The organism is Halomonas sp. HAL1 (assembly GCF_030544485.1).
GTDB classification, from domain to species: Bacteria; Pseudomonadota; Gammaproteobacteria; order Pseudomonadales; family Halomonadaceae; genus Vreelandella; species Vreelandella arctica.
In genome coordinates, this window is the sequence record NZ_CP130610.1 from 2,780,429 (window position 1) to 2,800,563 (window position 20,135).

The window sequence follows — 20,135 nt, forward strand, 5'->3', positions numbered from 1 at the left end:
GTTAAACGCTTACTGGTGGCTATCGGAGTAGGGCAGCAGTGCCAGATAACGCGAGCGCTTGATAGCAGTCGCCAACTGACGCTGATAGCGTGCTTTGGTGCCGGTAATACGGCTTGGAACGATCTTGCCGGTTTCGGTGATGTAAGCCTTCAGCGTGTCCAGATCTTTGTAATCGATCTGCTTGATGCCTTCAGCGGTGAAGCGGCAAAACTTACGGCGACGGAAAAAACGTGCCATGGACTAGCTCCTTAAAACGTGCAGTGAATAAAATCAGGCAGTTTCTTCTTCTTCAGCGCGCGGTTTTTCTTCGCGACGCGGACGTTTTTCTTCTGCCGGCTTCATCATCGGGGAAGCTTCAGTAACAGCTTCTTTGCAGCGAACAACCAGGCTGCGGATAATGGCGTCGTTGTAACGGAAGATATTCTCGATTTCATCGAGAGTTTCGCCGTTACATTCGACATTCATCAGCACGTAGTGGGCTTTGTGGATCTTGTTGATCGGGTAAGCCAAGTGACGACGACCCCAATCTTCTAGACGGTGCACAGTGCCGCTGTTTTCAGTAACGATGCTGGTGTAGCGCTCAACCATCGCCGGCACCTGCTCGCTTTGATCCGGGTGGACCATAAACACGATTTCGTAATGACGCATAGGATCTCCTTGCGGTTTGACAGCTTCCGTTGTGTGCTACTGCTAAAGGCAGTAAACGACGACAAGGAAGCAAGGAGTTAACTGAAGTGCTCCGCCACCGCATTAAACGGCTACCGGGGCATCAAACAGAACTTTTATTTCAACAACTGTTTTTTAACGACAGTTTCAATTACTAATTCTCACAGCTAACGCCCGCTTGCAGACAAACGGGCGCGTGTATCTTAGTAGTACGGCGGTTAACTTGCAAGCTGGCGCTGTCGGACAGCTTCAAACAAGCAGATACCGGTAGCTACTGACACATTGAGGCTAGAAACCTCTCCGGCCATGGGCAGCTTGGCAAGGTTATCGCACGCTTCGCGCGTTAACCGCCGCATGCCCTTGCCTTCTGCTCCCATTACCAGGGCAGTAGGCCCCGTCATATCAATATCAAAGATGCTAGCCTCAGCCTCACCTGCCGTACCGGTTATCCAGACACCGGCATCTTTTAGCTTGGCAAGCGTACGCGCCAAATTCGTCACTTGATAAACCGGCACCACCTCGGCGGCACCACAGGCAACTTTGCGCACGGTGGCATTGAGCGGTGCGGCCTTGTCCTTCGCCACGATCACCCCGTGCGCACCGGCGGCATCCGCGCTGCGCAGGCAGGCACCGAAGTTATGCACATCCGTCACGCCATCCAAAATCAGCAACAGTGGCGGTGTATTCGAGGGCCAAGCACGCAGCTTAAGCCAGAGCGACTCTTCGCCCTCGGGAGTTAGCGGCGGACAAAACGCGACTACCCCTTGGTGGGCAGCCCCCTGAGTTAGCTGATCAAGCAAATCGCGGGGTTGCTCTTTCACACGAGCGCCATGCGACTGAGCGTGGGCGACCAACTCTTTCAAGCGGCTCCCCGCCCCCTGCTGCACCCACAATTCACGGGGTGCCTCACCTCTATCTAGCAGGCTTTGCAGTGCATGAACGCCATAAACCTGATCTAGCCCATCAGGGGTCTTGGGACCCCGCCGTGAAGACGCTGACTTCATGCTCAGCCCTTATTCGGTGATGGTTTGCGTGGGCCGTTCCGTGTGCGGCGTGGGCCGCGACGCGTAGTGGGCTTCTCGCTACTGGATGGTTTGTCACCAGCCGCTTTGGCACTATTTCCTTTAACACCAGCGCTTTTAGCACCAGCGCCCCCTTCCCCACCGCGGCTCTTACGCGGCTGGCGGCGTGGGCGGGGTTTTTCATCCCCCAGGCCGAAGTCAATCTTACGATCGTCCATATCGACCCGCGCCACTTGAACGGTAAGGCCATCGCCCAAGCGGTAAGTGGTGCCGGTACGCTCACCTTTCAGGCGGTGCTTCTCAGCTTCATAGTGATAGTAATCCGAAGGCAGCGACGTCACATGCACCAAGCCTTCCACAAAGAATTCATCCAGACGAACAAAGAGACCGAACTGAGTGACCGAAGCGATAGTACCTTCGAACATTTCGCCCAGCTTGTCGGACATGAACTCGCACTTCAGCCAGCTCTCGACATCACGGGTGGCTTCGTCGGCGCGACGCTCCGTCATCGAGCAGTGTTCACCCAGCTCGAGCATCTGCTCGAAGGTATATGGGCACCACTTGCTCGGCGGCTCAACCGGAGATCCCTCAACGCGCAGCACCGTATTGGTCTGGCGCGGACCGCGAATCACCGAACGAATAGCGCGGTGAACCAGCAGATCAGGATAGCGGCGGATCGGCGAGGTAAAGTGGGCGTAGGCCTGGTAGGCCAAGCCGAAGTGACCTTCGTTTTGCGGAGAATAGACCGCCTGATTCATCGAGCGCAGCATGACCGTCTGGATGATATCGAAGTCAGGGCGGTCGGCAATCGTCTCGCGTAGCGCCTGATAGTCCTGCGGAGTTGGCATATCACCGCCGCCGACCGCAAGGCCTAACTCGTTCAAGAACAGGCGGAGCTTATCAAGCCGCTCAGGTGTCGGCCGCTCGTGAATACGGTAAAGCGCCGGCAGGTCATGTTTGTCCAGAAAGCGTGCGGTCGCCACATTGGCTGCCAACATACACTCTTCAATCAACTTGTGCGCGTTGTTACGGCTACGCGGAACTATTTTCTCGATTTTACGCTCATCATTAAAGATGATCGCCGTTTCAGTGGTATCAAAATCGATCGCACCACGCTCAGCGCGCGCTTCACGCAACAAGTAATAAAGCTCTTCCAGATTTTTTAGAGGCTTCACTAACTCGCTGTGCTCAGCCCTTAGCGCCTCGCCCTCTTCGCTCTGCTCATCAAGAATCGCCGCCACCTTGTTATAGGTAAGGCGAGCGTGAGAGTTCATGACGGCTTCGTAGAAGCGGTAGCGGCTAATCGCACCGGTTTGCGAAATATTCATCTCGCACACCAGCACCAAGCGATCCACATGGGGATTCAGCGAACAGAGCCCGTTAGACAGCAGTTCCGGCAGCATGGGAACGACTTGGCCAGGGAAGTAGACCGAGTTACCCCGAGTGCGGCCTTCATCATCTAACGGCGTGCCAGGACGCACATAGTGGGAAACATCCGCGATAGCGACGAGCAGTTTCCAACTACCGGATTTGGTCTTCCAGGCACACACCGCATCATCGAAGTCTTTGGCAGACTCATCGTCGATGGTAACCAGCGGCACGTCACGCAGGTCAACGCGGTGCTGCTTATCCTCTTCCAACACTTCAGCTGAAATGCCGGCGATCTGATCGAGCACTTCAGGCGGAAACTCTGCAGGAATATCGTAACTGCGAATCGCAATATCAATTTCCATACCGGGGTCCATACGCTCACCCAGCACTTCGATTACCTCGCCTACCGGCTGTACACGGGTGGCTGGCTGCTGAACGATCTTGGCCGAGATCACCTGGCCATCTTTAGCGCCACCACAGGCGCTATGAGGAATAATCACTTCCTGAGTAATACGCGGGTTTTCCGGTATTAGAATGCCAAACTCAGGGGTATTACTACGGTAAACACCGACGATAGTCTGGGTGTTACGCGCAATCACATCGGCAATGGTCGCTTCATCACGACCACGACGATCACGCCCGCTAACGCGTACCAACACATGGTCGCCGTGAAAAACGCGCCGCATTTGACGAGGCGGTAGCACCAAATCAGGCTTTTTACCATCATCACGCAGCAGGAAACCAAAACCATCACGATGGCCAAGCACTTTGCCTTTGACCAGATCGAGCTTGTCGATCAACGCATAGGCACCTCGGCGGTCGCGCAGCACTTGACCATCGCGCTCCATCGCCGCCAAACGGCGACGGACAGCTTCGATCAGCTCTTCGTCTTCCAGACCCAGCAGGCGGCTCATATTTTCATGGGTAATCGGCTTGCCATACGTTTCTAAGGCAGCAAGCAAATACTCCCGGCTCGGCGCTGGGTTACCATATTTATGCGCCTCGCGCTCGGCGTGCGGATCATCACTTAACGTCCAATACTTCATACGAGCAACATCCTTAATGGCGTCATTTGCGAGAGGCATAAAAAAAGCGCATACGCAGTGCGTTGCGGGCGGGATATTTCAGTGTTTGAAAAGCTGAAATGAATAGGATTTTGTTTAGTCATAGGCGCAGTATAGCGCTGCACGTTCAATCACCCAACCGTCTTAGACGTTGTTTATACAATTTGCTTTATAAAAAGCCCATGCGGGGTCTTGCATTTAACCATCACCCCGGTATTATACGCGCCACTTGCCCAGATGGCGGAATTGGTAGACGCGCTAGCTTCAGGTGCTAGTGTCCGTATGGACGTGGAGGTTCAAGTCCTCTTCTGGGCACCAAACTGCTTTTATACTATCTCTTTATATAAGCAGTACGGTGCAGGCAGTTAAGGTTTGTGTTCGCCCAGGTGGCGGAATTGGTAGACGCGCTAGCTTCAGGTGCTAGTGTCTGTATGGACGTGGAGGTTCAAGTCCTCTCCTGGGCACCATACGAACACAAACGGCAAGTGGTTCAAGTCAGAGTTTATCGACTACGCTTCAAATGATGCGCCCAGGTGGCGGAATTGGTAGACGCGCTAGCTTCAGGTGCTAGTGTCCGTATGGACGTGGAGGTTCAAGTCCTCTCCTGGGCACCATGACTTACATGGGCCAGTCCGCATCATTATTAGCATCCCTCTTTTTATCTTTTCCGTTTTACTCGCTTTTCTTAAAGTACCGTACCTTATCTCAAAGTACTGTACCTTCTCAAAGCACCTCCTCTTTACTGAAATCGCCCTGGGCGTCGCGCCACTTCTTCAAGTGCCCAACCCTGTACTCGCAACTCCCCTTCCAGCACAGACTCTACTTCCGTCGTTAACTCTGGGAAGAAGTTAAGTCCCGTGCGCGTTTCTATATCATCAATCGTTACCAAGTAATCATCCAGCGGCTCATTTCCGCGGACATCCTGAGGCATGATAAACGCAAGCGCTAACGGTGCTTCGTTGTGCGGGGCGACGATGATCTTATAAAACGCTTCGGGCACTTCGACCAGCCCTACTCGATTAAACACGTTATCCATAAAGCGTTCAGGAAATACCGGCCCAGTAATCACCTGCAAACGATCAAAGCGCGGCGCAAAGTGATCCATAACGACTTCTTCTAAACGCTGCCACAGCTGCCGATTGAGTTGGGGTCGCTGCGGGGTCATATTACTCATCAAGAAGGTATCGACTTGAGCGCTGCGACCGTGCACCGCGGCGATCGCATAATTGGGCGCCAGATGGCCTCGGTCGTAACCACTGCCTGCGTAGCTATCCGTGCCTACCGGCCACAGTGTGCGCCAATCAGCTTGAAAATTTGGCCGGGAACCAATGCTTGAATCGTCTACCGCTTCAACCTGATAGCTTACCCAGAGCGGATTAACCCGCACATCAGACCAGCCAACTAAATAGCCGTCGTTGCGCAATACACGGTGAATCGTAGTAGGGCGAAACTCCTCCCAGGTAGGCACCCCCATCCACGTATAAGCATCTTTATGCTGGCGCTCTTGAAATTCCCACAGCCCCGTACCAACAGCAACAAACAGCACGGCAATACCCAAGCGTCGCCCCTGCCGACGCCAGCTCGAAAGCGATGTTCCCAACACTCTTACTCCCTGGTTAGCGCTGACGAGCGCCTATCGTTTTATCTCGCTTAAAGCTACTACCATCGTGGCGATAAACGCGGCCCCAATTACCAGCCTAGTGAAAACATCGTTTCAAGATCGTGGCGGGAGTGCACCTGCATGGCATTCAGGGTTTCTGTATCGCTGATACCTTCTACGGCATTTAAGCGCTCCGTTACCAGCTCAGCCAAGCTTTCAAAATCGCGAGTACGGGCAATCGCCACCAAGTCGTAGCGGCCACAGGTAGAATAAACTTCACTAATGCCTTCTACATCAGCTAAGCGCTCGGCCACGGCTTTCACTTGGCCTTTATCGGTATTGATTAAAATGACTGCGTTTTGCATGGCGTGCCCCTCAAGAGAAAATAATGGCAACAAAATGTCGTCTTTAAGCTGCGCAGAGTATAGCAGCGACTAGGAAGCGAGCGCAGCACCCAGCGACAGCGTGACCAATTGTCGCTGTACATCTCAAGGCATTCGCACAAGCTTTGCACATCCGCTAGCATGTAAGAGAGAACTCCGACTTATAAGTTTATTCGGAGCACTAATAGAGGTGGATCACCACCCAACAACCGTGACCAAACGTCAGACCGTGACGATAAGGAGAAATCATGGCTAATAAGAGCCGTCGTGACTTCATGCGCAACAGCATGTTAGGGCTCGCTGCCCTTCCGCTGGGTGCAGGTATTCTTTCCAAGACTGCTTTCGCTCAAGAGCTGCCGCGTCTTGATCCTTCCTCAAGTAACGCCCAAGCGCTTAACTACGTCGAAGACGCCAGTGAAGCAAGCGACCACCCGGCTTATGAAGAGGGCGAGCGCTGCGATAACTGCATGTTCTTCAATGCAGAGACACAAGGTTGCCAGCTGTTTCCTGAGAACAGTGTTGAGCCTGCGGGCTGGTGTCAGTCTTGGACTGCACAAGCCTAAACAGCTGCCGTTTAACGCGGATACTGCTGTACTAACAACTACCCCGCGCTTTGCGCGGGGTAGTTGTTTTTAAAGGGTTGTTTTGAGAAAGCCGATTTTCACCGAAGAGCGCTTAAGAAGCATGGCTCTCATCTTCAACCGGCCAGTGAAAACGTCGCGTCACTTGCCCCTCCTCCATTGAGACCAGATGAACCGGAAAACCCCATAGCTGCTGTAGATGGCGAATGACCGGATAAACGCTGCGCCCCAGCGGGCGGCGATTATCCTGCACGTGATGAAGCGTCAATGAGCGGTCCCCACGAATCGCCGCCTCGACCACTTGAATATTGGGCTCGCGAACGGAGAGCGCATACTGCGTTGCGAGCGCTTCACGAACCTGGCGATAGCCCTGTTCGTTATGTATCGCCGCTACTTCAAGTGCCTCTAACTGATCATCATCCACCACTAAAAACAGCTTATGGTCGCGCATCACCTTCGGCGAAAGAAACTGCTGAATAAACGACTCGTCCTTAAAGTTGCGCATCGCAAACTCCACCGTTTCCCGCCACGGTGTGCCCGCCACATCTGGAAACCACTCACGATCCTCGTCGGTAGGGTTCTCGCAGATGCGCTTAATATCCATAAAAATCGCGAAACCAAGCGCATACGGGTTAATCCCACTAAAGTGAGGGCTATCAAAGGCTGGCTGGTTAATCACAGCGGCGTGGGACTGCAAAAATTCCAGCATCAGCCCTTCATCGACATTGCCGTCGTCGTAGAGTCGATTCATTAACGTGTAGTGCCAGAAGCACGCCCAGCCCTCATTCATCACCTGCGTTTGCCGCTGGGGATAAAAATACTGCGCCAGCTTGCGCACAATTCGCACAATCTCACGCTGCCAAGGCGCCAGCAACGGGGCGTTTTTCTCAATAAAGTAGAGCAGATTTTCCTGCGGCTCTGAAGGGTAAAGCCCGCCGCTATGTAAGCCTAACGGGTCATCGCCATTGGCATTGTGCAAACTACCCGGCAGCGAAGGCTCACCAGTGGGTGGTTCGGGAATGGTTCGCCAGAGCATATTAACCTGGGTTTGTAGATAGGCTTCCCGCTCATCCTGGCGCTTCGCTTCCTCTTCTGCAGAAATCGGTGAGGGGCGTTTGTAGCGGTCAACACCGTAGTTTTGCAGCGCATGGCAAGCATCCAGCAGCTGCTCGACAGCCTGCACGCCGTGGCGCTCTTCGCACTGGGCGATATACTTACGTGCAAACACCAAGTAATCGACAATAGAAGAGGCATCCGTCCAAGTACGGAACAGGTAGTTACCTTTAAAAAAGGAGTTATGACCGTAGCAGGCGTGGGCCATAACCAACACCTGCATCATCAGCGTGTTCTCTTCCATCAAGTAGGCTATACAAGGGTCAGAGTTAATGACCAGCTCATAAGCCAGGCCCATCTGGCCGCGCTTGTAAGCCCCCTCAACGGCTAGAAACTGCTTTCCGAATGACCAGTGGTGGTAGCCCACCGGCATGCCCACGCTGGCGTAGGCATCCATCATCTGCTCCGTGGTGATCACTTCTATCTGATTGGGATAAGTATCCAGACGATACTCATCAGCGAGCCTTGCCAGTTCCGCATCGAAGCGCTCCAGCAGGTTGAAGTTCCAATCGGAGCCGGTGGCAATCGGCTTGCGCTTGCGGGTCGCACTCATAGCCCACTCCTCTATTACACGGTCACACGGTCACTAGCCTCTATACACGGCCACTAGGACTGGCTTAAGCGGCGTTTGAACAGCTCTCGAAAGACCGGATAAATATCGCCCGCCTCTATAATTTGCCGCATGGCAAAGCGTTCGGGAAATTCTTTGACCACACTTGCATACTCATGCCACAGCGATTGATGGTCGTGGGGCGTAATCTCAACGTAAGCGTAGTATTGCAACTGTGGCATTAGCTGTTTGATCAGCAAGTCGCGGCAAATATTCGAGTCGTCATCCCAGTTATCGCCATCGGAGGCTTGGGCCACATATAAATTCCACTGCCCCACTGGGTAACGCTTTTCAATGATCTTATTGACCAGATTCAGCGCACTGGAAACAATCGTGCCGCCGGTTTCCCGTGAGTAAAAAAACTCCTCCTCGCTAACTTCCCGGGCAGCGGTGTGGTGGCGCACAAACACCAGTTCGACTTTTTCGTAGTGTTTCTCCAAAAACAGATACAGCAGCAAGAAAAAGCGCTTAGCGATATCTTTATGGTTCTGGGTCATCGACCCCGAAACGTCCATGACACAAAACATGACCGCCTGATTAGAAGGCTGCGGCTGGGCGCTTAACTGGTGATAACGCAAGTCATAGGTATCAATGAACGGCACGCCGGCAATACGTTTTTCCAGACGCTCGATTTCAGTTTTCAGCTCGGCAATACGGGCCGGGTTACGCAATACCGGGTCTTTACGCTCTTCGGCTTCCAGGGCCTCCTGAGCTTCCTTAAGTGCCCGTTTAATCGGCGCGCGCATGGCAATGCGCCGAGCGTAGGCTTCGCGCATCGAACGGGTAATGCTGATCCGGGAAGGCACGCCATCTTTAGACAATCCCGCCCGCACCATTTTGACCTCTTCCAGCGACTTCAACGGCTTGCGCTGCAAGTGGGGCAGCTCAAGCCCGTCAAACACAAACTCTAGAAACTCCTCACGGCTGAGGGTGAAGGCGAACTCATCCACCCCTTCCCCCTGATTAGAGGCGCCGCCTTCCCCCGCACCACTGCCACCGCCCTGCCCGCTAGGGCGGCGTATTTTGTCGCCCGCTACAAACTCTTTGTTGCCTGGCGAGACGATATTGCGTGCCCCGCCCGGGCCATGCTGGAACACCGGCTCAGAGATATCCTTCGCCGGAATAGATATTTTTTCACCGCGCTCCATATCAGTAATGGAGCGGCGGTTAACGGCCTCTTCAACCGAACGCTTGATATGCTTGCGATAGCGCTCTAAAAAGCGCTGACGGTTCACCGCGCTTTTATGTTTAGCGTTAGGCCTTCGATCAATAAAGTAGGTCATACGACCTCCTTAGACGCTTTTCTTAAGCACTGTTTTAACAACAGTCCTTAACTATCCGTCCCTTACTGGGACTTACGCACGCGCAGGTACCACTCGGACAGTAATCGAACCTGTTTTTCGGTGTAGCCGCGATCCACCATCCGCGCCACAAAGTCTTCATGCTTCTTCTGGTCTGACCGGGAGGCCTTGGCATTGAACGAAATCACCGGCAGTAGCTCTTCGGTGTTGGCGAACATTTTGTGTTCGATAACGCCTTTCAGCTTTTCATACGACTGCCAGCTCGGATTCATGCCGTTATTTTGCGCCCGTGCCCGCAGCACAAAGTTAACCACCTCATGGCGGAAGTCTTTCGGGTTCGAAATACCCGCCGGTTTTTCGATTTTCTCCAGCTCCTCGTTTAACGACTGGCGGTTTAGCAGCTCGCCGGTTTCGTGGTCGCGGTACTCCTGATCCTGTATCCAGAAATCAGCGTAGGTCACATAGCGGTCGAAGATGTTTTGACCATATTCGCTGTAGGATTCGAGGTAAGCGGTTTGAATTTCCTTACCAATAAAGTCCACGTAGCGGGGCGCCATATACTCTTTGATGAAGCCCAAGTAGCGTTCAAATACTTCTGAGGGCAGCTGTTCACGCTCCAGTGCCTGCTCCAGCACATAAAGTAGATGCACCGGGTTGGCGGCCACTTCGGTGCTATCAAAGTTGAACACTTTGGAAAGAATCTTGAAGGCAAAACGGGTGGAGAGCCCTTGCATACCTTCATCAACCCCCGCCGCATCGCGATACTCCTGGATCGACTTGGCACGCGGGTCGGTGTCTTTCAGGTTTTCACCGTCGTACACGCGCATCTTGGAATAGATATTGGAGTTTTCTGGCGCTTTAAGCCGTGACAGCACCGAGAACTGCGCCAGCATGCGCAGCGTATCCGGCGCGCAGGGCGCGGCGTTTAGTGAAGAGTCCTCTAGTAGTTTTTGATAAATTTTGATCTCTTCGGAGACCCGCAGGCAGTAAGGCACCTTGACGATATAGACCCGATCAAGAAATGCCTCGTTGTTACGATTGTTGCGAAATGCCTGCCATTCGGACTCGTTAGAGTGCGCCAGGATCACCCCATCAAAGGGTATTGCTCCCATGCCTTCGGTGGGGTTGTAGTTGCCCTCCTGCGTCGCGGTGAGCAGTGGATGCAGCACCTTGATCGGCGCTTTGAACATCTCCACAAACTCCATCAACCCCTGATTGGAACGGCATAAGCCACCGGAGAAGCTATAGGCATCCGGGTCGTCCTGGGAGTAAAGCTCCAACTGGCGGATATCGACCTTACCCACCAGCGAGGAGATATCCTGGTTGTTCTCATCGCCCGGTTCGGTTTTCGAAATGGCAATTTGATTCAACCGTGAGGGGTACAAACGCACCACCCTAAACTGGGAAATATCACCGCCATACTCTTTAAGCCGCTTCGCCGCCCAGGGCGACATCACGCTGCGCAGATAACGCTGGGGAATACCGTACTCTTTCTCTAACAGCTCGCCATCCTCCTCGGGAGAGAACAAGCCAAGTGGCGACTCATAAACCGGCGAGCCCTTAATGGCATAGAACGGGATGCGCTCCATCAGTAACTTCAAGCGCTCTGCCAGTGATGACTTACCGCCACCCACTGGACCCAGCAGGTAGAGGATCTGCTTGCGCTCTTCAAGCCCTTGGGCAGCATGGCGGAAGTAGGCAACGATTTGCTCGATAGCCTCCTCCATACCGTGGAACTCTGCAAAAGCAGGGTAGCGGCGAATCACTTTGTTGGAAAAAATGCGTGACAGACGCGGGTCTTTCGCCGTGTCGATCACTTCAGGTTCGCCTATGGCTTCCAGCATGCGCTCGGCGGCGCTGGCATAAACCTTCGAGTCACGGCGGCAAAGCGCCAAGTACTCCTCAAGGCTCATGTCTTCTTGCTGAACGCGGGCAAATCGGTCTTGAACGTGATCAAAGATGCTCATGGAACTCTCCTGTGGCCTAACCCCAGGCAGCCACCGCCAAGCCAAGTGTTTCGCAACGGTGTGCCAAACGAGGTGTCGCTTTTTTTAGCGTAGTCAGCATTAGCAAAAAGTGATGACTAAAACCTTCAACGCAGCGGCGATACAGTTAAGAGAATTATTCAGGGGATTAGTTGCGTTAAATAAAGCAACGGGCGACGAAAGGGAGCGCACTAGAGCAGTTACGCCGCTGCCAGGGCAACGGCGTAACTAGATGGCAGGTACTAAACAGCGGCAAAAGAGGTGCTGTTTTCGCGTTTAACGCTCAAGCACGGCACGAATATCCGCTAATAACTCATCAAGTAATTCAACGGTGGTGTTCCAGGCACATACAAATCGGGCACCGCCAGCGCCAATAAAGGTATAGAAGGTCCAGCCTTTGGCTTTCAACGCTTCAATTGCCGGGAGTGGCAATTCAACGAAAACGCTGTTGGCCTGGGTAGGGAACATCAGAGAGACACCCGGCAACGCCTGCAGGCCTTCTGAGAGGTAGCTCGCCATGGCATTGGCGTGTTGGGCATTGGTTAACCAGGCGCCGCTTTCTAACAACCCTAACCACGGCGCTGAGATAAAGCGCATTTTCGATGCCAGCTGGCCTGCCTGCTTGCAGCGGTAGGAGAAATCTTCGGCTAACTCACGGTTAAAAAACAGGATCGCTTCGCCAAACGCTAGACCGTTCTTGGTACCTGAAAAACACAGCGCATCCACGCCCACCTGCCAGGTCAGTTCAGCGGGAGTGGCATTTAGACTTGCACAGGCGTTGGCAAAGCGGGCACCGTCCATATGCAACCGCAGGTCATGTTTATCAGCAATGGCGCGAATCGCCATCAGCTCTTCGCGGGAATAAAGCGTGCCCACTTCGGTCGCTTGGGTCAGCGAGACCACTTTGGGTTTGGGGTAGTGAATATCGCTGCGCTTGGTGACCAGCGCCTCGATACCTTCCGGGGTAAGCTTGCCATTGGCGCCGGGTGAGGTCAGCAGTTTTGCGCCGTTTGAGAAAAACTCCGGGCCACCACACTCGTCGGTTTCGATATGCGCCAGCTCATGACAAATAACGCTGTGGTAGCTACGTCCCATCGCTGAAAGGGCCAGTGAGTTAGCAGCGGTGCCGTTGAAAACGAAGAAGACGTCACAGTCATAGTCAAACATTTCGCGGAAGCGATCTGCGGCACGGGCCGTCCAGGTATCGTTACCGTAAGCCAAATCATCGCTGCGGTTGGCTTCTAATAGATATTCCATCGCCTCCGGGCAAATACCGGAGGTGTTATCACTGGCTAAAAAACGCGGGCTACACTCCGAGGTCATGACAGTTGTCCTTATATCTGGCGATCTTACGGCACAGGCTGGGTGCCACCAGTGCCTTTAATGCCTAGCTATGCTTAATAGCCAGGCCAAGAAATCCCTTAATAACAGGACATTTAGTCTATCGCCATTTATGGGTTAACGTCACCCGCGCTTTTAAGCTCTTCCTTATAAAGAGATTTTCATGCGCTCTTTTTACAAGCTTGCCGCTAAACGGGTGCCCTGCTCAATCGCCCGTTTGGCATCCAGTTCGCTGGCTTCATCGGCACCGCCAATAATGTGCACCGCTACTTTTGCCTGCTCCAGCGGCGCCAGTAACTCCCGCACCGACTCTTGCCCGGCGCACACCACCACGCTGTCTACCGCCAACACTTGATCAACGCCCTCGCGGCGAATATGCAGCCCTTGGTCGTCGATTTTCAGGTACTCGCAGCCCGTTAGCGTGGTGACCCCACGGGCTTTAAGCGAGGCGCGGTGCACCCAGCCCGTGGTTTTACCCAGGTTTTTACCCGGTTTGGAGCTTTTTCGCTGCAGCATCACGATCTCGCGGGGAACGTCTGGCGGTGTCGGTGTTTTTAAACCGCCGCGTTCGCCCACTGCTAAATCAACGCCCCATTCGTCGCACCAGTCAGCAATATCCAACGCGGGGTGTCCTTGGTGTGCCAGCAGCTCAGAGACATCAAACCCAATTCCCCCCGCGCCGATCACGGCTACTTTACGCCCGACCCGCTCGGGCGACTCAATCGCCTCGGCGTAGCTCAGTACCTTTGAATGGTCGTGGCCCGGCAGGCTTAGTTCGCGGGGACGAACGCCGGTGGATAGCACCACTTCATCAAAATCGGCAAGCGTTTCTGCGGTTGCCGTGGTGTTCAAGCGCACCTCTACCGAATACTTCTCTAGCATCACGCGGTAGTAGCGCAAGGTTTCGTTGAACTCCTCCTTACCGGGAATTCTCCGCGCGTAGTTAAACTGCCCGCCGAGCTCACTGCGCTGTTCAAACAGCACCACGTTATGCCCGCGGCTGGCCGCTGTCACAGCCGTTGCCAGCCCCGCCGGGCCGCCACCAACCACCGCGACTCTTTTACTCGTTTGCGCAGGCTCTATCACCAGCTCGGTTTCATGACAGGCGCGAGGATTAACCAAACAGGAGGTCAGCTTGCCGGCAAAGGTGTGATCCAGGCAGGCTTGGTTACAGGCGATGCAGGTATTGATCTCGTCTGCTAAACCTTCCTGGGCTTTACGCACCCAGGCGGGATCAGCCAGAAAAGGCCGCGCCATGGAAACCATGTCGGCGTGGCCCTCTGCCAGCACCCGCTCGGCGACCTCGGGCATGTTGATGCGGTTAGTGGTGATCAATGGAATCGAGAGCGCCGACTTGATGCGCTTAGTCACCTCGGTAAAGGCCGCTCGTGGCACGCTGGTCACAATCGTGGGCACCCGCGCTTCGTGCCAGCCGATGCCAGTATTAATGACATTAGCACCAGCAGCTTCAATCGCTTGCCCAAGGGTAACCACCTCTTCCCAGGTACTGCCCTCTTCGACTAGATCAATCATCGAGAGTCGGAAGATAATCACGAAACGCTCACCTACTGCCTCGCGTACACGACGCACAATCTCCACGGCAAAGCGCATGCGGTTTTCAAACGCCCCGCCCCACTCGTCGTCGCGTTGATTGGTGCGTTGGCAAATAAATTGATTAATCAGATAGCCTTCAGACCCCATCACCTCCACGCCGTCATAGCCTGCCTGCTGGGCCAGACTCGCGCAGCGCACGTAGTCGGCAATTTGCTGCTCCACCTCGTCGCTACTTAGCGCCCGCGGCATAAACGGATTAATCGGGGCCTGTATCGCCGAAGGTGCTACGAGATCCGGTGAGTAGGCGTAGCGTCCGGCGTGCAGAATTTGCATACACAGGTGGCCGCCTTCAGCGTGCACCGCATCAACCACTTGGCGGTGCTCCGGCAGTTGCGCTTCGTCAACAAGCGCATTGGCCCCCTGAAAAACCGCGCCTTCTGCATTAGGGGCGATACCGCCAGTGACAATCAGGCTAACCCCCTCCCGCGCCCGCTCGGCATAGAAAGCGGCTAGCCGTTCAAAGCCATTCGGCGCCTCTTCCAAATTGGTGTGCATCGAGCCCATTAAGACGCGGTTAGGCAGCGTCAAATGACCAATCGTTAGCGGTCGAAAAAGATGCGGATAGGCGAGCGTCTGGGTCATCACGGGTCTCCTGAATCTTATTAGTAGCGTTGCAAGGCAAATTCAAACAAGCGTATGACATCCTGAGCATCACGTATAGCCCTTAGATCTAGTCCTTCAATCTAGCCCCTCGATCTTTTGCCAACCGCTTGCCCAGCGCGCGAATCCGCGTCACATTACCCGGCTAACGATAAGGAACAGTTGCTATGCCCTTGATTTACTTTTTGCCGCCGCTCGCCACTGTATTGATATGGTCGGGCAATATGACCATTAATCAGCTTAGCGTAGGCGCCATTGCGCCCAGTAGTATCGCCTTTTTACGCTGGTTATTAGCACTCGCGGTGATGACGCCTTTTGTGCTGCCTGCGGTGTTGCGTCACCGTGACGAGATTCGTCGCCAATGGCAGAAGCTTGCGCTACTCGGGTTACTCGGCATGGGCCTATGGCAGGGGCTTGCCTATGTGGCGGCAGAAACCACCACCGCCACCAATATGGGCATTCTTGCCGCCATGGTGCCGTTGCTTACGGTGCTACTTAGCGCGCTGATTCTCCGCGAACCACCGACCTTAGGCGGTGTTTTAGGCGGGGTGCTGGCGTTTGTGGGCGTCACCGTATTGCTAGGGCGTGGCAATCCGCTTTCGCTACTGCAGCTCCAGGTCGCCCTGGGCGATGCGCTGATGGTGGTCGCGGCGACCTGCTACGCGCTGTATGGCGTGATGCTCAAGCGCTGGTCAATGAGCTTACCGCCTTGGGTGATGCTCTATGCCCAAGTCTGTTTTGCCGTCCTATTCTTGTTGCCGCCCTATTTAATGGGGCCAATGACGCCGATTGATGGGCAGAATATCGGCTTGATTCTCTATGCAGGTATTCCCGCCTCTATTATCACCACGTTTCTATGGATGCGGGCGGTACGTCAAATCGGTGCCAATCAATCGAGTATTTTTATCAACCTGATGCCGCTATTTAGCGCAGTCATTGCCATGATCTTTTTAGGCGAGCACGTGGCTGGCTTTCACTTTGCAGGCGGGCTACTCATCCTTGCCGGGGTAATCATGGCGCAAACACTGACACGGCCGTTAACCCGCGAGTTAACACCAGATAAGCCGAGCAACGTCCAATAATGCTAGAATGGGCGTTTACTTCTGACGCTGGGAAGCCCTGATATGTCCCTGGAAGAACTGCATCTTAATCTGCGCAACCTAATGAGCGATGACTACGATCAGCTCAAGGCATTGATGGACGCTGTCTATCACGATATCGGTGGAGCTTGGCCAAAGCGCACGATCGACAAATTAATTCAGGAATTCCCTGATGGCCAAATCGCCATTGAGGACGATGGACTGCTGGTGGGCGTGGCGCTCACCGTACAGGTGGATTACGACGAATTTTCCAACCCGCATAAATACGATGACCTGATCGGGCACCGCGAGATCATCCTCAATGATGAGGATGGCGACGCCATGTACGGCTTGGATGTGTTAATTCACCCAGACTACCGTGGTTATCGCTTGGGCCGCCGCCTTTACGAAGCGCGTAAAGAGCTGTGCCGCTCAATGAACCTGCGCGCGATACTGGCCGGTGGGCGAATTCCCGAGTATCACCAGCACGCTGATGAACTCACGCCCGCTCAGTACATTGATAAAGTCTCACGCAAAGAGATCTACGATCCGATTCTCTCTTTCCAGCAGGCTAATGACTTCCAGGTCAAGCGCCTGCTGCGTAAGTACCTGCCGGAAGATGAGCAGTCGCGGGGTTACGCCACTCTGCTAGAGTGGAACAACATTTTGTTTGAGCCTGCTGCCAGCGTGCTCGACAACAAGCCTACCCAAGTACGTGTAGGTGCTGTGCAGTGGCAAATGCGTGAGTTCTCCTCGGTGGAAGCCGCGCTTCAGCAGATTGAGTACTTTGTTGATGCGCTGTCTGACTACCAGAGCGATTTTGCGGTATTCCCAGAACTGTTTTATGCCCCCTTGATGGGCCTTCAAGACCGCGCCGCCCAGCAGGATCAAATGGGCGCCATTCGCTTTTTGGCGGGTTTCACCGAGCGCTTTAAAGCGGAACTCTCGCGCATGGCGGTCTCCTACAACATCAATATTGTCGGTGGTTCGATGATTGAGGTCGGTGAGGATGACCGCCTCTACAACATCGCGTACCTGTTCCACCGCGACGGCAGCGTTGAGCGCCAGGCCAAGTTGCACATTACTCCTCAAGAGCGCCGCGATTGGGTCATTGAGGGTGGCGATGAGCTGCAGGTGTTCGATACCGACGCTGGGCGCGTGGGCATCCTGATCTGCTACGACGTGGAATTCCCAGAGCTTGGTCGTCTGCTGGCCGACCAGGACATGGACATCCTGTTCGTACCCTTCTGGACCGATACCAAAAACGGCTACCTGCGTGTGCGCCACTGCGCCCAGGCGCGGGCAATTGAAAACGAGTGCTACGTGGTGCTGTGTGGCAGCGTCGGCAACTTGCCCTCGATTGAAAACCTGGATATCCAGTACGCCCAATCCGCGGTGTTCTCACCTTCTGATTTCGCCTTCCCCCACGATGCGGTGCTGGCGGAAACCACGCCGAATACCGAGATGATCTTTTTCTCGGACTTGGACTTGACCCGTTTGACGGTAGTGCGTGCCGAAGGCTCAGTGACCAACTTGAAAGACCGCCGCAAGGATCTGTTTGATCTACGCTGGCGCGACTGGTCGTGGAAATCGGGTGCTAACCTGGATGAATGAAGTAAACCGTGAGAAAACTCACCAACGCCATCCATAAATACAAAACGCCGCCCAATTTGGGCGGCGTTTTGTGTTCGCGCCAGATTTCGCTAATGTCATTGCGAGCCAAGCGAAGCAATCTAGAGTTAATTGTCTCCGCGGCATAGATTGCTTCGTCGCGAGCTCCTCACAATGAAAGTTAGGGCTTCGCGCAGCTCAATCAGGCCAAACAAGATGCGCGGGTACGCGGCCTTTGGCATCAAACAGAATACCTTCATCGCGCAACTTTCGGTGCTGGCGCTCGGCGCCACCATGGTCGGCAAGCTTTAAGGATGCTGCAATCACGCGATGCCAAGGCAATTGATGGCCATCCGGCAGGTGGCGCATCGCCGAACCCACCATGCGCGGAGTAGCGCCTTCGGTCATCGCCGCAATGCGGCCGTAGGTAGTCACACGGCCCGGCGGAATTTGATCGACAATCGTGTAAATCTGTTCGAGTAATTCGGGCCGGGGCATGTGGAATTCCTTCTAACGCAAGAGGAGGCTTAAAGCCCCTCAACCAATTGATCAATCGCCTGAAAAGCTTCTTTGAGCGCAGCGTCGCGATGCTGCTCACCCATGTTCAAACCTTCAGCATAGACCACCTGGGTATCTTTAATCCCCATCAAGCCGAGCATGGCTTTGAGGTGCGGCGTTTGGCTATCCATTTCGGTCCCTGCGTACTGGCCGCCACGGGCTGCCAGAATAATCGCCCGCTTGCCTTCTACCAAGCCTTGAGGCCCGTTTTCGGTATAACGGAATGTTTCTCCAGCCCGCAGCACACGGTCAAACCATGCTTTCAACTGCGAAGGAATACCCAAGTTATACATCGGCACCGCAATCACCAGCACATCATTAGCACGCAGCTCTGCGAGCAGCGTTTCCGAATGAGCAGCCAACTCGTGTTGCTCGGCGCTGCGTTCTGCAGCCGCCACTTGCCAGGCGCCCAGCTCGTTGATATCCAGATGTGGCAGCGTGTTTTTCACCACATCACGCTGGGTGACATCGATACCGTCGCGAGCGTTAGCTTGCTCGATAAAGCGATGAGCCAGCGCATTGGATTGGCCGTTTTCCGCCAGGATAGAAGAGGTGATTACCAAGGCACGCGTCGTCATTGTAAGCTCCAAGGATCATTAGGTTGATGAATTGGAAGCTATTCTACGGCGCTTTCCGATAAGCAAAAGCGCAACGTTTTCCGACTTGTATTCGATTAAATCGAATTATGCGAGTGTGCTCTGTTTTATTCACATACTTTTCACACATTCACCGATCAAGCCAGCGGGCAGTCGCAGCCAACATGGCTCTTCATCCCATCGAGTTGCACAGCCACTGCCAGACCAACCCTGCTTCATCGCTAACGTGGCGGCGGCTTGGCCGTACCAGCCAAAAGCGCTCGTCGCTAGGCACACTAATAGTAAAGGGCGCCACTAAATCGCCACGTTGCTCCATTAAACGCCGGTGAGTAAGCGCAATGCCGCCACCTTGGCTGGCAAGTGCCAACGTCATGACCTGGTTATCGCAGGTGAGCGACCAACACTGCGCCTCTACATGGGCAGCACCCGCTTCCTGCAACCAGCCCGGCCACCCCACTCCAAACCCCACGGCGTGCAGCAGCGTGTGCCCGGCCAGATCACTCGGCGCAGCGAGCGTCTCTGCCAAGGCCTGGGAGCACACCGGCAGCAAATGCTCTTCCCCTAGCGGCTGCATTTCAACGCCGGTCCACTCCCCTTTGCCATAGCGAATCTCGATATCAGCCCCTTCAGGGCCAAAGTCATCAGGCCAGATAGCGCTGACCAAACGAATCGCCACCTGCGGGTGGGCGCGGTGGAAGGCAATCAGACGCGGCGCCAGCCACGACTGCTGAATGGCGGGCGTGGCACGCAGTGTGACCGGTTGCTCGGTTGTGCTACCAAAAACCTCCAAGGTTCCTTCGCTGATTCGGACAAAGGCGTCATGAATACTCGGCAGCCACGCTTGCCCCGCTGGGGTTAACGTTAAACTGCGGGCATGGCGCACAAACAGCTTCTGCCCGACACGGTCTTCCAGCAACCGAATGCGCTGACTGATCGCCGCCTGGGTTACTCCAAGCTCATTGCCTGCAGCGGTAAAGCTTAATGTACGCGCTGCGGATTCAAAGGCTTGCAGCCATAACAATGGCGGTAACTGACTCATG

At 54.4% G+C, this 20,135-nt stretch carries 17 protein-coding genes and 3 tRNA genes; 6 read left to right on the forward strand and 14 right to left on the reverse strand.

Annotation, left to right across the window (positions count from 1 at the left end):
- Nucleotides 1-9: 9 nt before the first annotated feature.
- From rpsR to rnr, 4 genes are all read right to left on the reverse strand, one after another.
- A complete protein-coding gene (gene rpsR, locus Q3Y66_RS13055) occupies nucleotides 10-237 on the reverse strand; it encodes a 30S ribosomal protein S18 (RefSeq protein ID WP_008958980.1) in 228 nt (75 codons plus the stop codon).
- 33 nt (nucleotides 238-270) lie between these two features.
- Complete coding sequence (gene rpsF, locus Q3Y66_RS13060) at nucleotides 271-648, reverse strand: 30S ribosomal protein S6 (protein WP_008958979.1); 378 nt, start codon at nucleotides 646-648, stop codon at nucleotides 271-273.
- 236 nt (nucleotides 649-884) lie between these two features.
- Nucleotides 885-1,670 carry a 23S rRNA (guanosine(2251)-2'-O)-methyltransferase RlmB gene (gene rlmB / locus Q3Y66_RS13065; RefSeq protein WP_008958978.1) on the reverse strand — a complete coding sequence of 262 codons (786 nt, stop codon included), beginning with the start codon at nucleotides 1,668-1,670 and terminating at the stop codon, nucleotides 885-887.
- Nucleotides 1,671-1,672: 2 nt separating this feature from the next.
- Nucleotides 1,673-4,105 (reverse strand): ribonuclease R, encoded by a 2,433-nt coding sequence (gene rnr / locus Q3Y66_RS13070; protein WP_008958977.1) that lies wholly within the window; start codon nucleotides 4,103-4,105, stop codon nucleotides 1,673-1,675.
- A 249-nt stretch (nucleotides 4,106-4,354) separates the two neighbouring features.
- On the opposite strand from rnr, the gene Q3Y66_RS13075 reads away from it, so the two are divergent.
- The 3 genes from Q3Y66_RS13075 to Q3Y66_RS13085 all read left to right on the forward strand — a co-directional run bounded on the left by Q3Y66_RS13075 (nucleotide 4,355) and on the right by Q3Y66_RS13085 (nucleotide 4,737).
- Nucleotides 4,355-4,441: transfer RNA gene (locus tag Q3Y66_RS13075), tRNA-Leu, on the forward strand.
- Nucleotides 4,442-4,503: 62 nt separating this feature from the next.
- Nucleotides 4,504-4,590, forward strand: a tRNA-Leu gene (locus tag Q3Y66_RS13080).
- Nucleotides 4,591-4,650: 60 nt separating this feature from the next.
- Nucleotides 4,651-4,737: transfer RNA gene (locus tag Q3Y66_RS13085), tRNA-Leu, on the forward strand.
- A gap of 125 nt (nucleotides 4,738-4,862) precedes the next feature.
- On the opposite strand, the gene Q3Y66_RS13090 is transcribed toward Q3Y66_RS13085, so the two are convergent.
- Nucleotides 4,863-5,723: a DNA/RNA non-specific endonuclease gene (locus Q3Y66_RS13090; RefSeq protein ID WP_035587185.1), complete on the reverse strand. Its 861-nt coding sequence runs from the start codon at nucleotides 5,721-5,723 to the stop codon at nucleotides 4,863-4,865.
- 89 nt (nucleotides 5,724-5,812) lie between these two features.
- Nucleotides 5,813-6,088, reverse strand: a complete 276-nt coding sequence (locus tag Q3Y66_RS13095) for an Lrp/AsnC family transcriptional regulator (protein WP_008958975.1) — start codon at nucleotides 6,086-6,088, stop codon at nucleotides 5,813-5,815.
- Between the two features lie 266 nt (nucleotides 6,089-6,354).
- Between Q3Y66_RS13095 and Q3Y66_RS13100 the strand changes: the two genes are divergently transcribed.
- Nucleotides 6,355-6,669: a high-potential iron-sulfur protein gene (locus tag Q3Y66_RS13100; protein WP_008958974.1), complete on the forward strand. Its 315-nt coding sequence runs from the start codon at nucleotides 6,355-6,357 to the stop codon at nucleotides 6,667-6,669.
- 112 nt (nucleotides 6,670-6,781) lie between these two features.
- Here Q3Y66_RS13100 and Q3Y66_RS13105 read toward each other — a convergent pair whose 3' ends face one another.
- The 5 genes from Q3Y66_RS13105 to Q3Y66_RS13125 form a co-directional block, all read right to left on the reverse strand.
- Nucleotides 6,782-8,353 carry a SpoVR family protein gene (locus Q3Y66_RS13105; protein ID WP_008958973.1) on the reverse strand — a complete coding sequence of 524 codons (1,572 nt, stop codon included), beginning with the start codon at nucleotides 8,351-8,353 and terminating at the stop codon, nucleotides 6,782-6,784.
- Between the two features lie 53 nt (nucleotides 8,354-8,406).
- Nucleotides 8,407-9,693 carry a YeaH/YhbH family protein gene (locus tag Q3Y66_RS13110; RefSeq protein ID WP_008958972.1) on the reverse strand — a complete coding sequence of 429 codons (1,287 nt, stop codon included), beginning with the start codon at nucleotides 9,691-9,693 and terminating at the stop codon, nucleotides 8,407-8,409.
- Nucleotides 9,694-9,755: 62 nt separating this feature from the next.
- Nucleotides 9,756-11,678 (reverse strand): PrkA family serine protein kinase, encoded by a 1,923-nt coding sequence (locus tag Q3Y66_RS13115; RefSeq protein ID WP_008958971.1) that lies wholly within the window; start codon nucleotides 11,676-11,678, stop codon nucleotides 9,756-9,758.
- Between the two features lie 294 nt (nucleotides 11,679-11,972).
- Nucleotides 11,973-13,019: a low specificity L-threonine aldolase gene (locus tag Q3Y66_RS13120; RefSeq protein WP_008958970.1), complete on the reverse strand. Its 1,047-nt coding sequence runs from the start codon at nucleotides 13,017-13,019 to the stop codon at nucleotides 11,973-11,975.
- Nucleotides 13,020-13,211: 192 nt separating this feature from the next.
- Entirely contained in the window at nucleotides 13,212-15,233 is a 2,022-nt protein-coding gene (locus Q3Y66_RS13125) for an NADPH-dependent 2,4-dienoyl-CoA reductase (RefSeq protein WP_008958969.1), read from the reverse strand.
- A 185-nt stretch (nucleotides 15,234-15,418) separates the two neighbouring features.
- Between Q3Y66_RS13125 and Q3Y66_RS13130 the strand changes: the two genes are divergently transcribed.
- On the forward strand, nucleotides 15,419-16,333 hold the full coding sequence (locus Q3Y66_RS13130; protein WP_008958968.1) for a DMT family transporter: 915 nt from the start codon (nucleotides 15,419-15,421) through the stop codon (nucleotides 16,331-16,333).
- A gap of 42 nt (nucleotides 16,334-16,375) precedes the next feature.
- Nucleotides 16,376-17,944, forward strand: coding sequence for a bifunctional GNAT family N-acetyltransferase/carbon-nitrogen hydrolase family protein (locus tag Q3Y66_RS13135; RefSeq protein ID WP_008958967.1), 1,569 nt, complete (start codon nucleotides 16,376-16,378; stop codon nucleotides 17,942-17,944).
- A gap of 195 nt (nucleotides 17,945-18,139) precedes the next feature.
- On the opposite strand, the gene Q3Y66_RS13140 is transcribed toward Q3Y66_RS13135, so the two are convergent.
- The 3 genes from Q3Y66_RS13140 to Q3Y66_RS13150 form a co-directional block, all read right to left on the reverse strand.
- Nucleotides 18,140-18,439, reverse strand: a complete 300-nt coding sequence (locus tag Q3Y66_RS13140; RefSeq protein WP_008958966.1) for an MGMT family protein — start codon at nucleotides 18,437-18,439, stop codon at nucleotides 18,140-18,142.
- Nucleotides 18,440-18,468: 29 nt separating this feature from the next.
- Nucleotides 18,469-19,077, reverse strand: coding sequence for an FMN-dependent NADH-azoreductase (locus Q3Y66_RS13145; RefSeq protein ID WP_008958965.1), 609 nt, complete (start codon nucleotides 19,075-19,077; stop codon nucleotides 18,469-18,471).
- A gap of 190 nt (nucleotides 19,078-19,267) precedes the next feature.
- Nucleotides 19,268-20,134 carry a LysR substrate-binding domain-containing protein gene (locus tag Q3Y66_RS13150; protein WP_008958964.1) on the reverse strand — a complete coding sequence of 289 codons (867 nt, stop codon included), beginning with the start codon at nucleotides 20,132-20,134 and terminating at the stop codon, nucleotides 19,268-19,270.
- Nucleotide 20,135 lies beyond the last annotated feature (1 nt).

Coding starts and splice junctions, on each gene's coding strand:
- Q3Y66_RS13145 (WP_008958965.1), bottom strand. CDS start 19,077: ATGACGACGCGTGCCTTGGTAATCACCTCTTCTATCCTGGCGGAAAAC.
- Q3Y66_RS13140 (WP_008958966.1), bottom strand. CDS start 18,439: ATGCCCCGGCCCGAATTACTCGAACAGATTTACACGATTGTCGATCAA.
- rpsF (WP_008958979.1), bottom strand. CDS start 648: ATGCGTCATTACGAAATCGTGTTTATGGTCCACCCGGATCAAAGCGAG.
- rpsR (WP_008958980.1), bottom strand. CDS start 237: ATGGCACGTTTTTTCCGTCGCCGTAAGTTTTGCCGCTTCACCGCTGAA.
- Q3Y66_RS13130 (WP_008958968.1), top strand. CDS start 15,419: ATGCCCTTGATTTACTTTTTGCCGCCGCTCGCCACTGTATTGATATGG.
- Q3Y66_RS13110 (WP_008958972.1), bottom strand. CDS start 9,693: ATGACCTACTTTATTGATCGAAGGCCTAACGCTAAACATAAAAGCGCG.
- rnr (WP_008958977.1), bottom strand. CDS start 4,105: ATGAAGTATTGGACGTTAAGTGATGATCCGCACGCCGAGCGCGAGGCG.
- Q3Y66_RS13100 (WP_008958974.1), top strand. CDS start 6,355: ATGGCTAATAAGAGCCGTCGTGACTTCATGCGCAACAGCATGTTAGGG.
- Q3Y66_RS13115 (WP_008958971.1), bottom strand. CDS start 11,678: ATGAGCATCTTTGATCACGTTCAAGACCGATTTGCCCGCGTTCAGCAA.
- rlmB (WP_008958978.1), bottom strand. CDS start 1,670: ATGAAGTCAGCGTCTTCACGGCGGGGTCCCAAGACCCCTGATGGGCTA.
- Q3Y66_RS13135 (WP_008958967.1), top strand. CDS start 16,376: ATGTCCCTGGAAGAACTGCATCTTAATCTGCGCAACCTAATGAGCGAT.
- Q3Y66_RS13125 (WP_008958969.1), bottom strand. CDS start 15,233: ATGACCCAGACGCTCGCCTATCCGCATCTTTTTCGACCGCTAACGATT.
- Q3Y66_RS13095 (WP_008958975.1), bottom strand. CDS start 6,088: ATGCAAAACGCAGTCATTTTAATCAATACCGATAAAGGCCAAGTGAAA.
- Q3Y66_RS13105 (WP_008958973.1), bottom strand. CDS start 8,353: ATGAGTGCGACCCGCAAGCGCAAGCCGATTGCCACCGGCTCCGATTGG.
- Q3Y66_RS13120 (WP_008958970.1), bottom strand. CDS start 13,019: ATGACCTCGGAGTGTAGCCCGCGTTTTTTAGCCAGTGATAACACCTCC.
- Q3Y66_RS13150 (WP_008958964.1), bottom strand. CDS start 20,134: ATGAGTCAGTTACCGCCATTGTTATGGCTGCAAGCCTTTGAATCCGCA.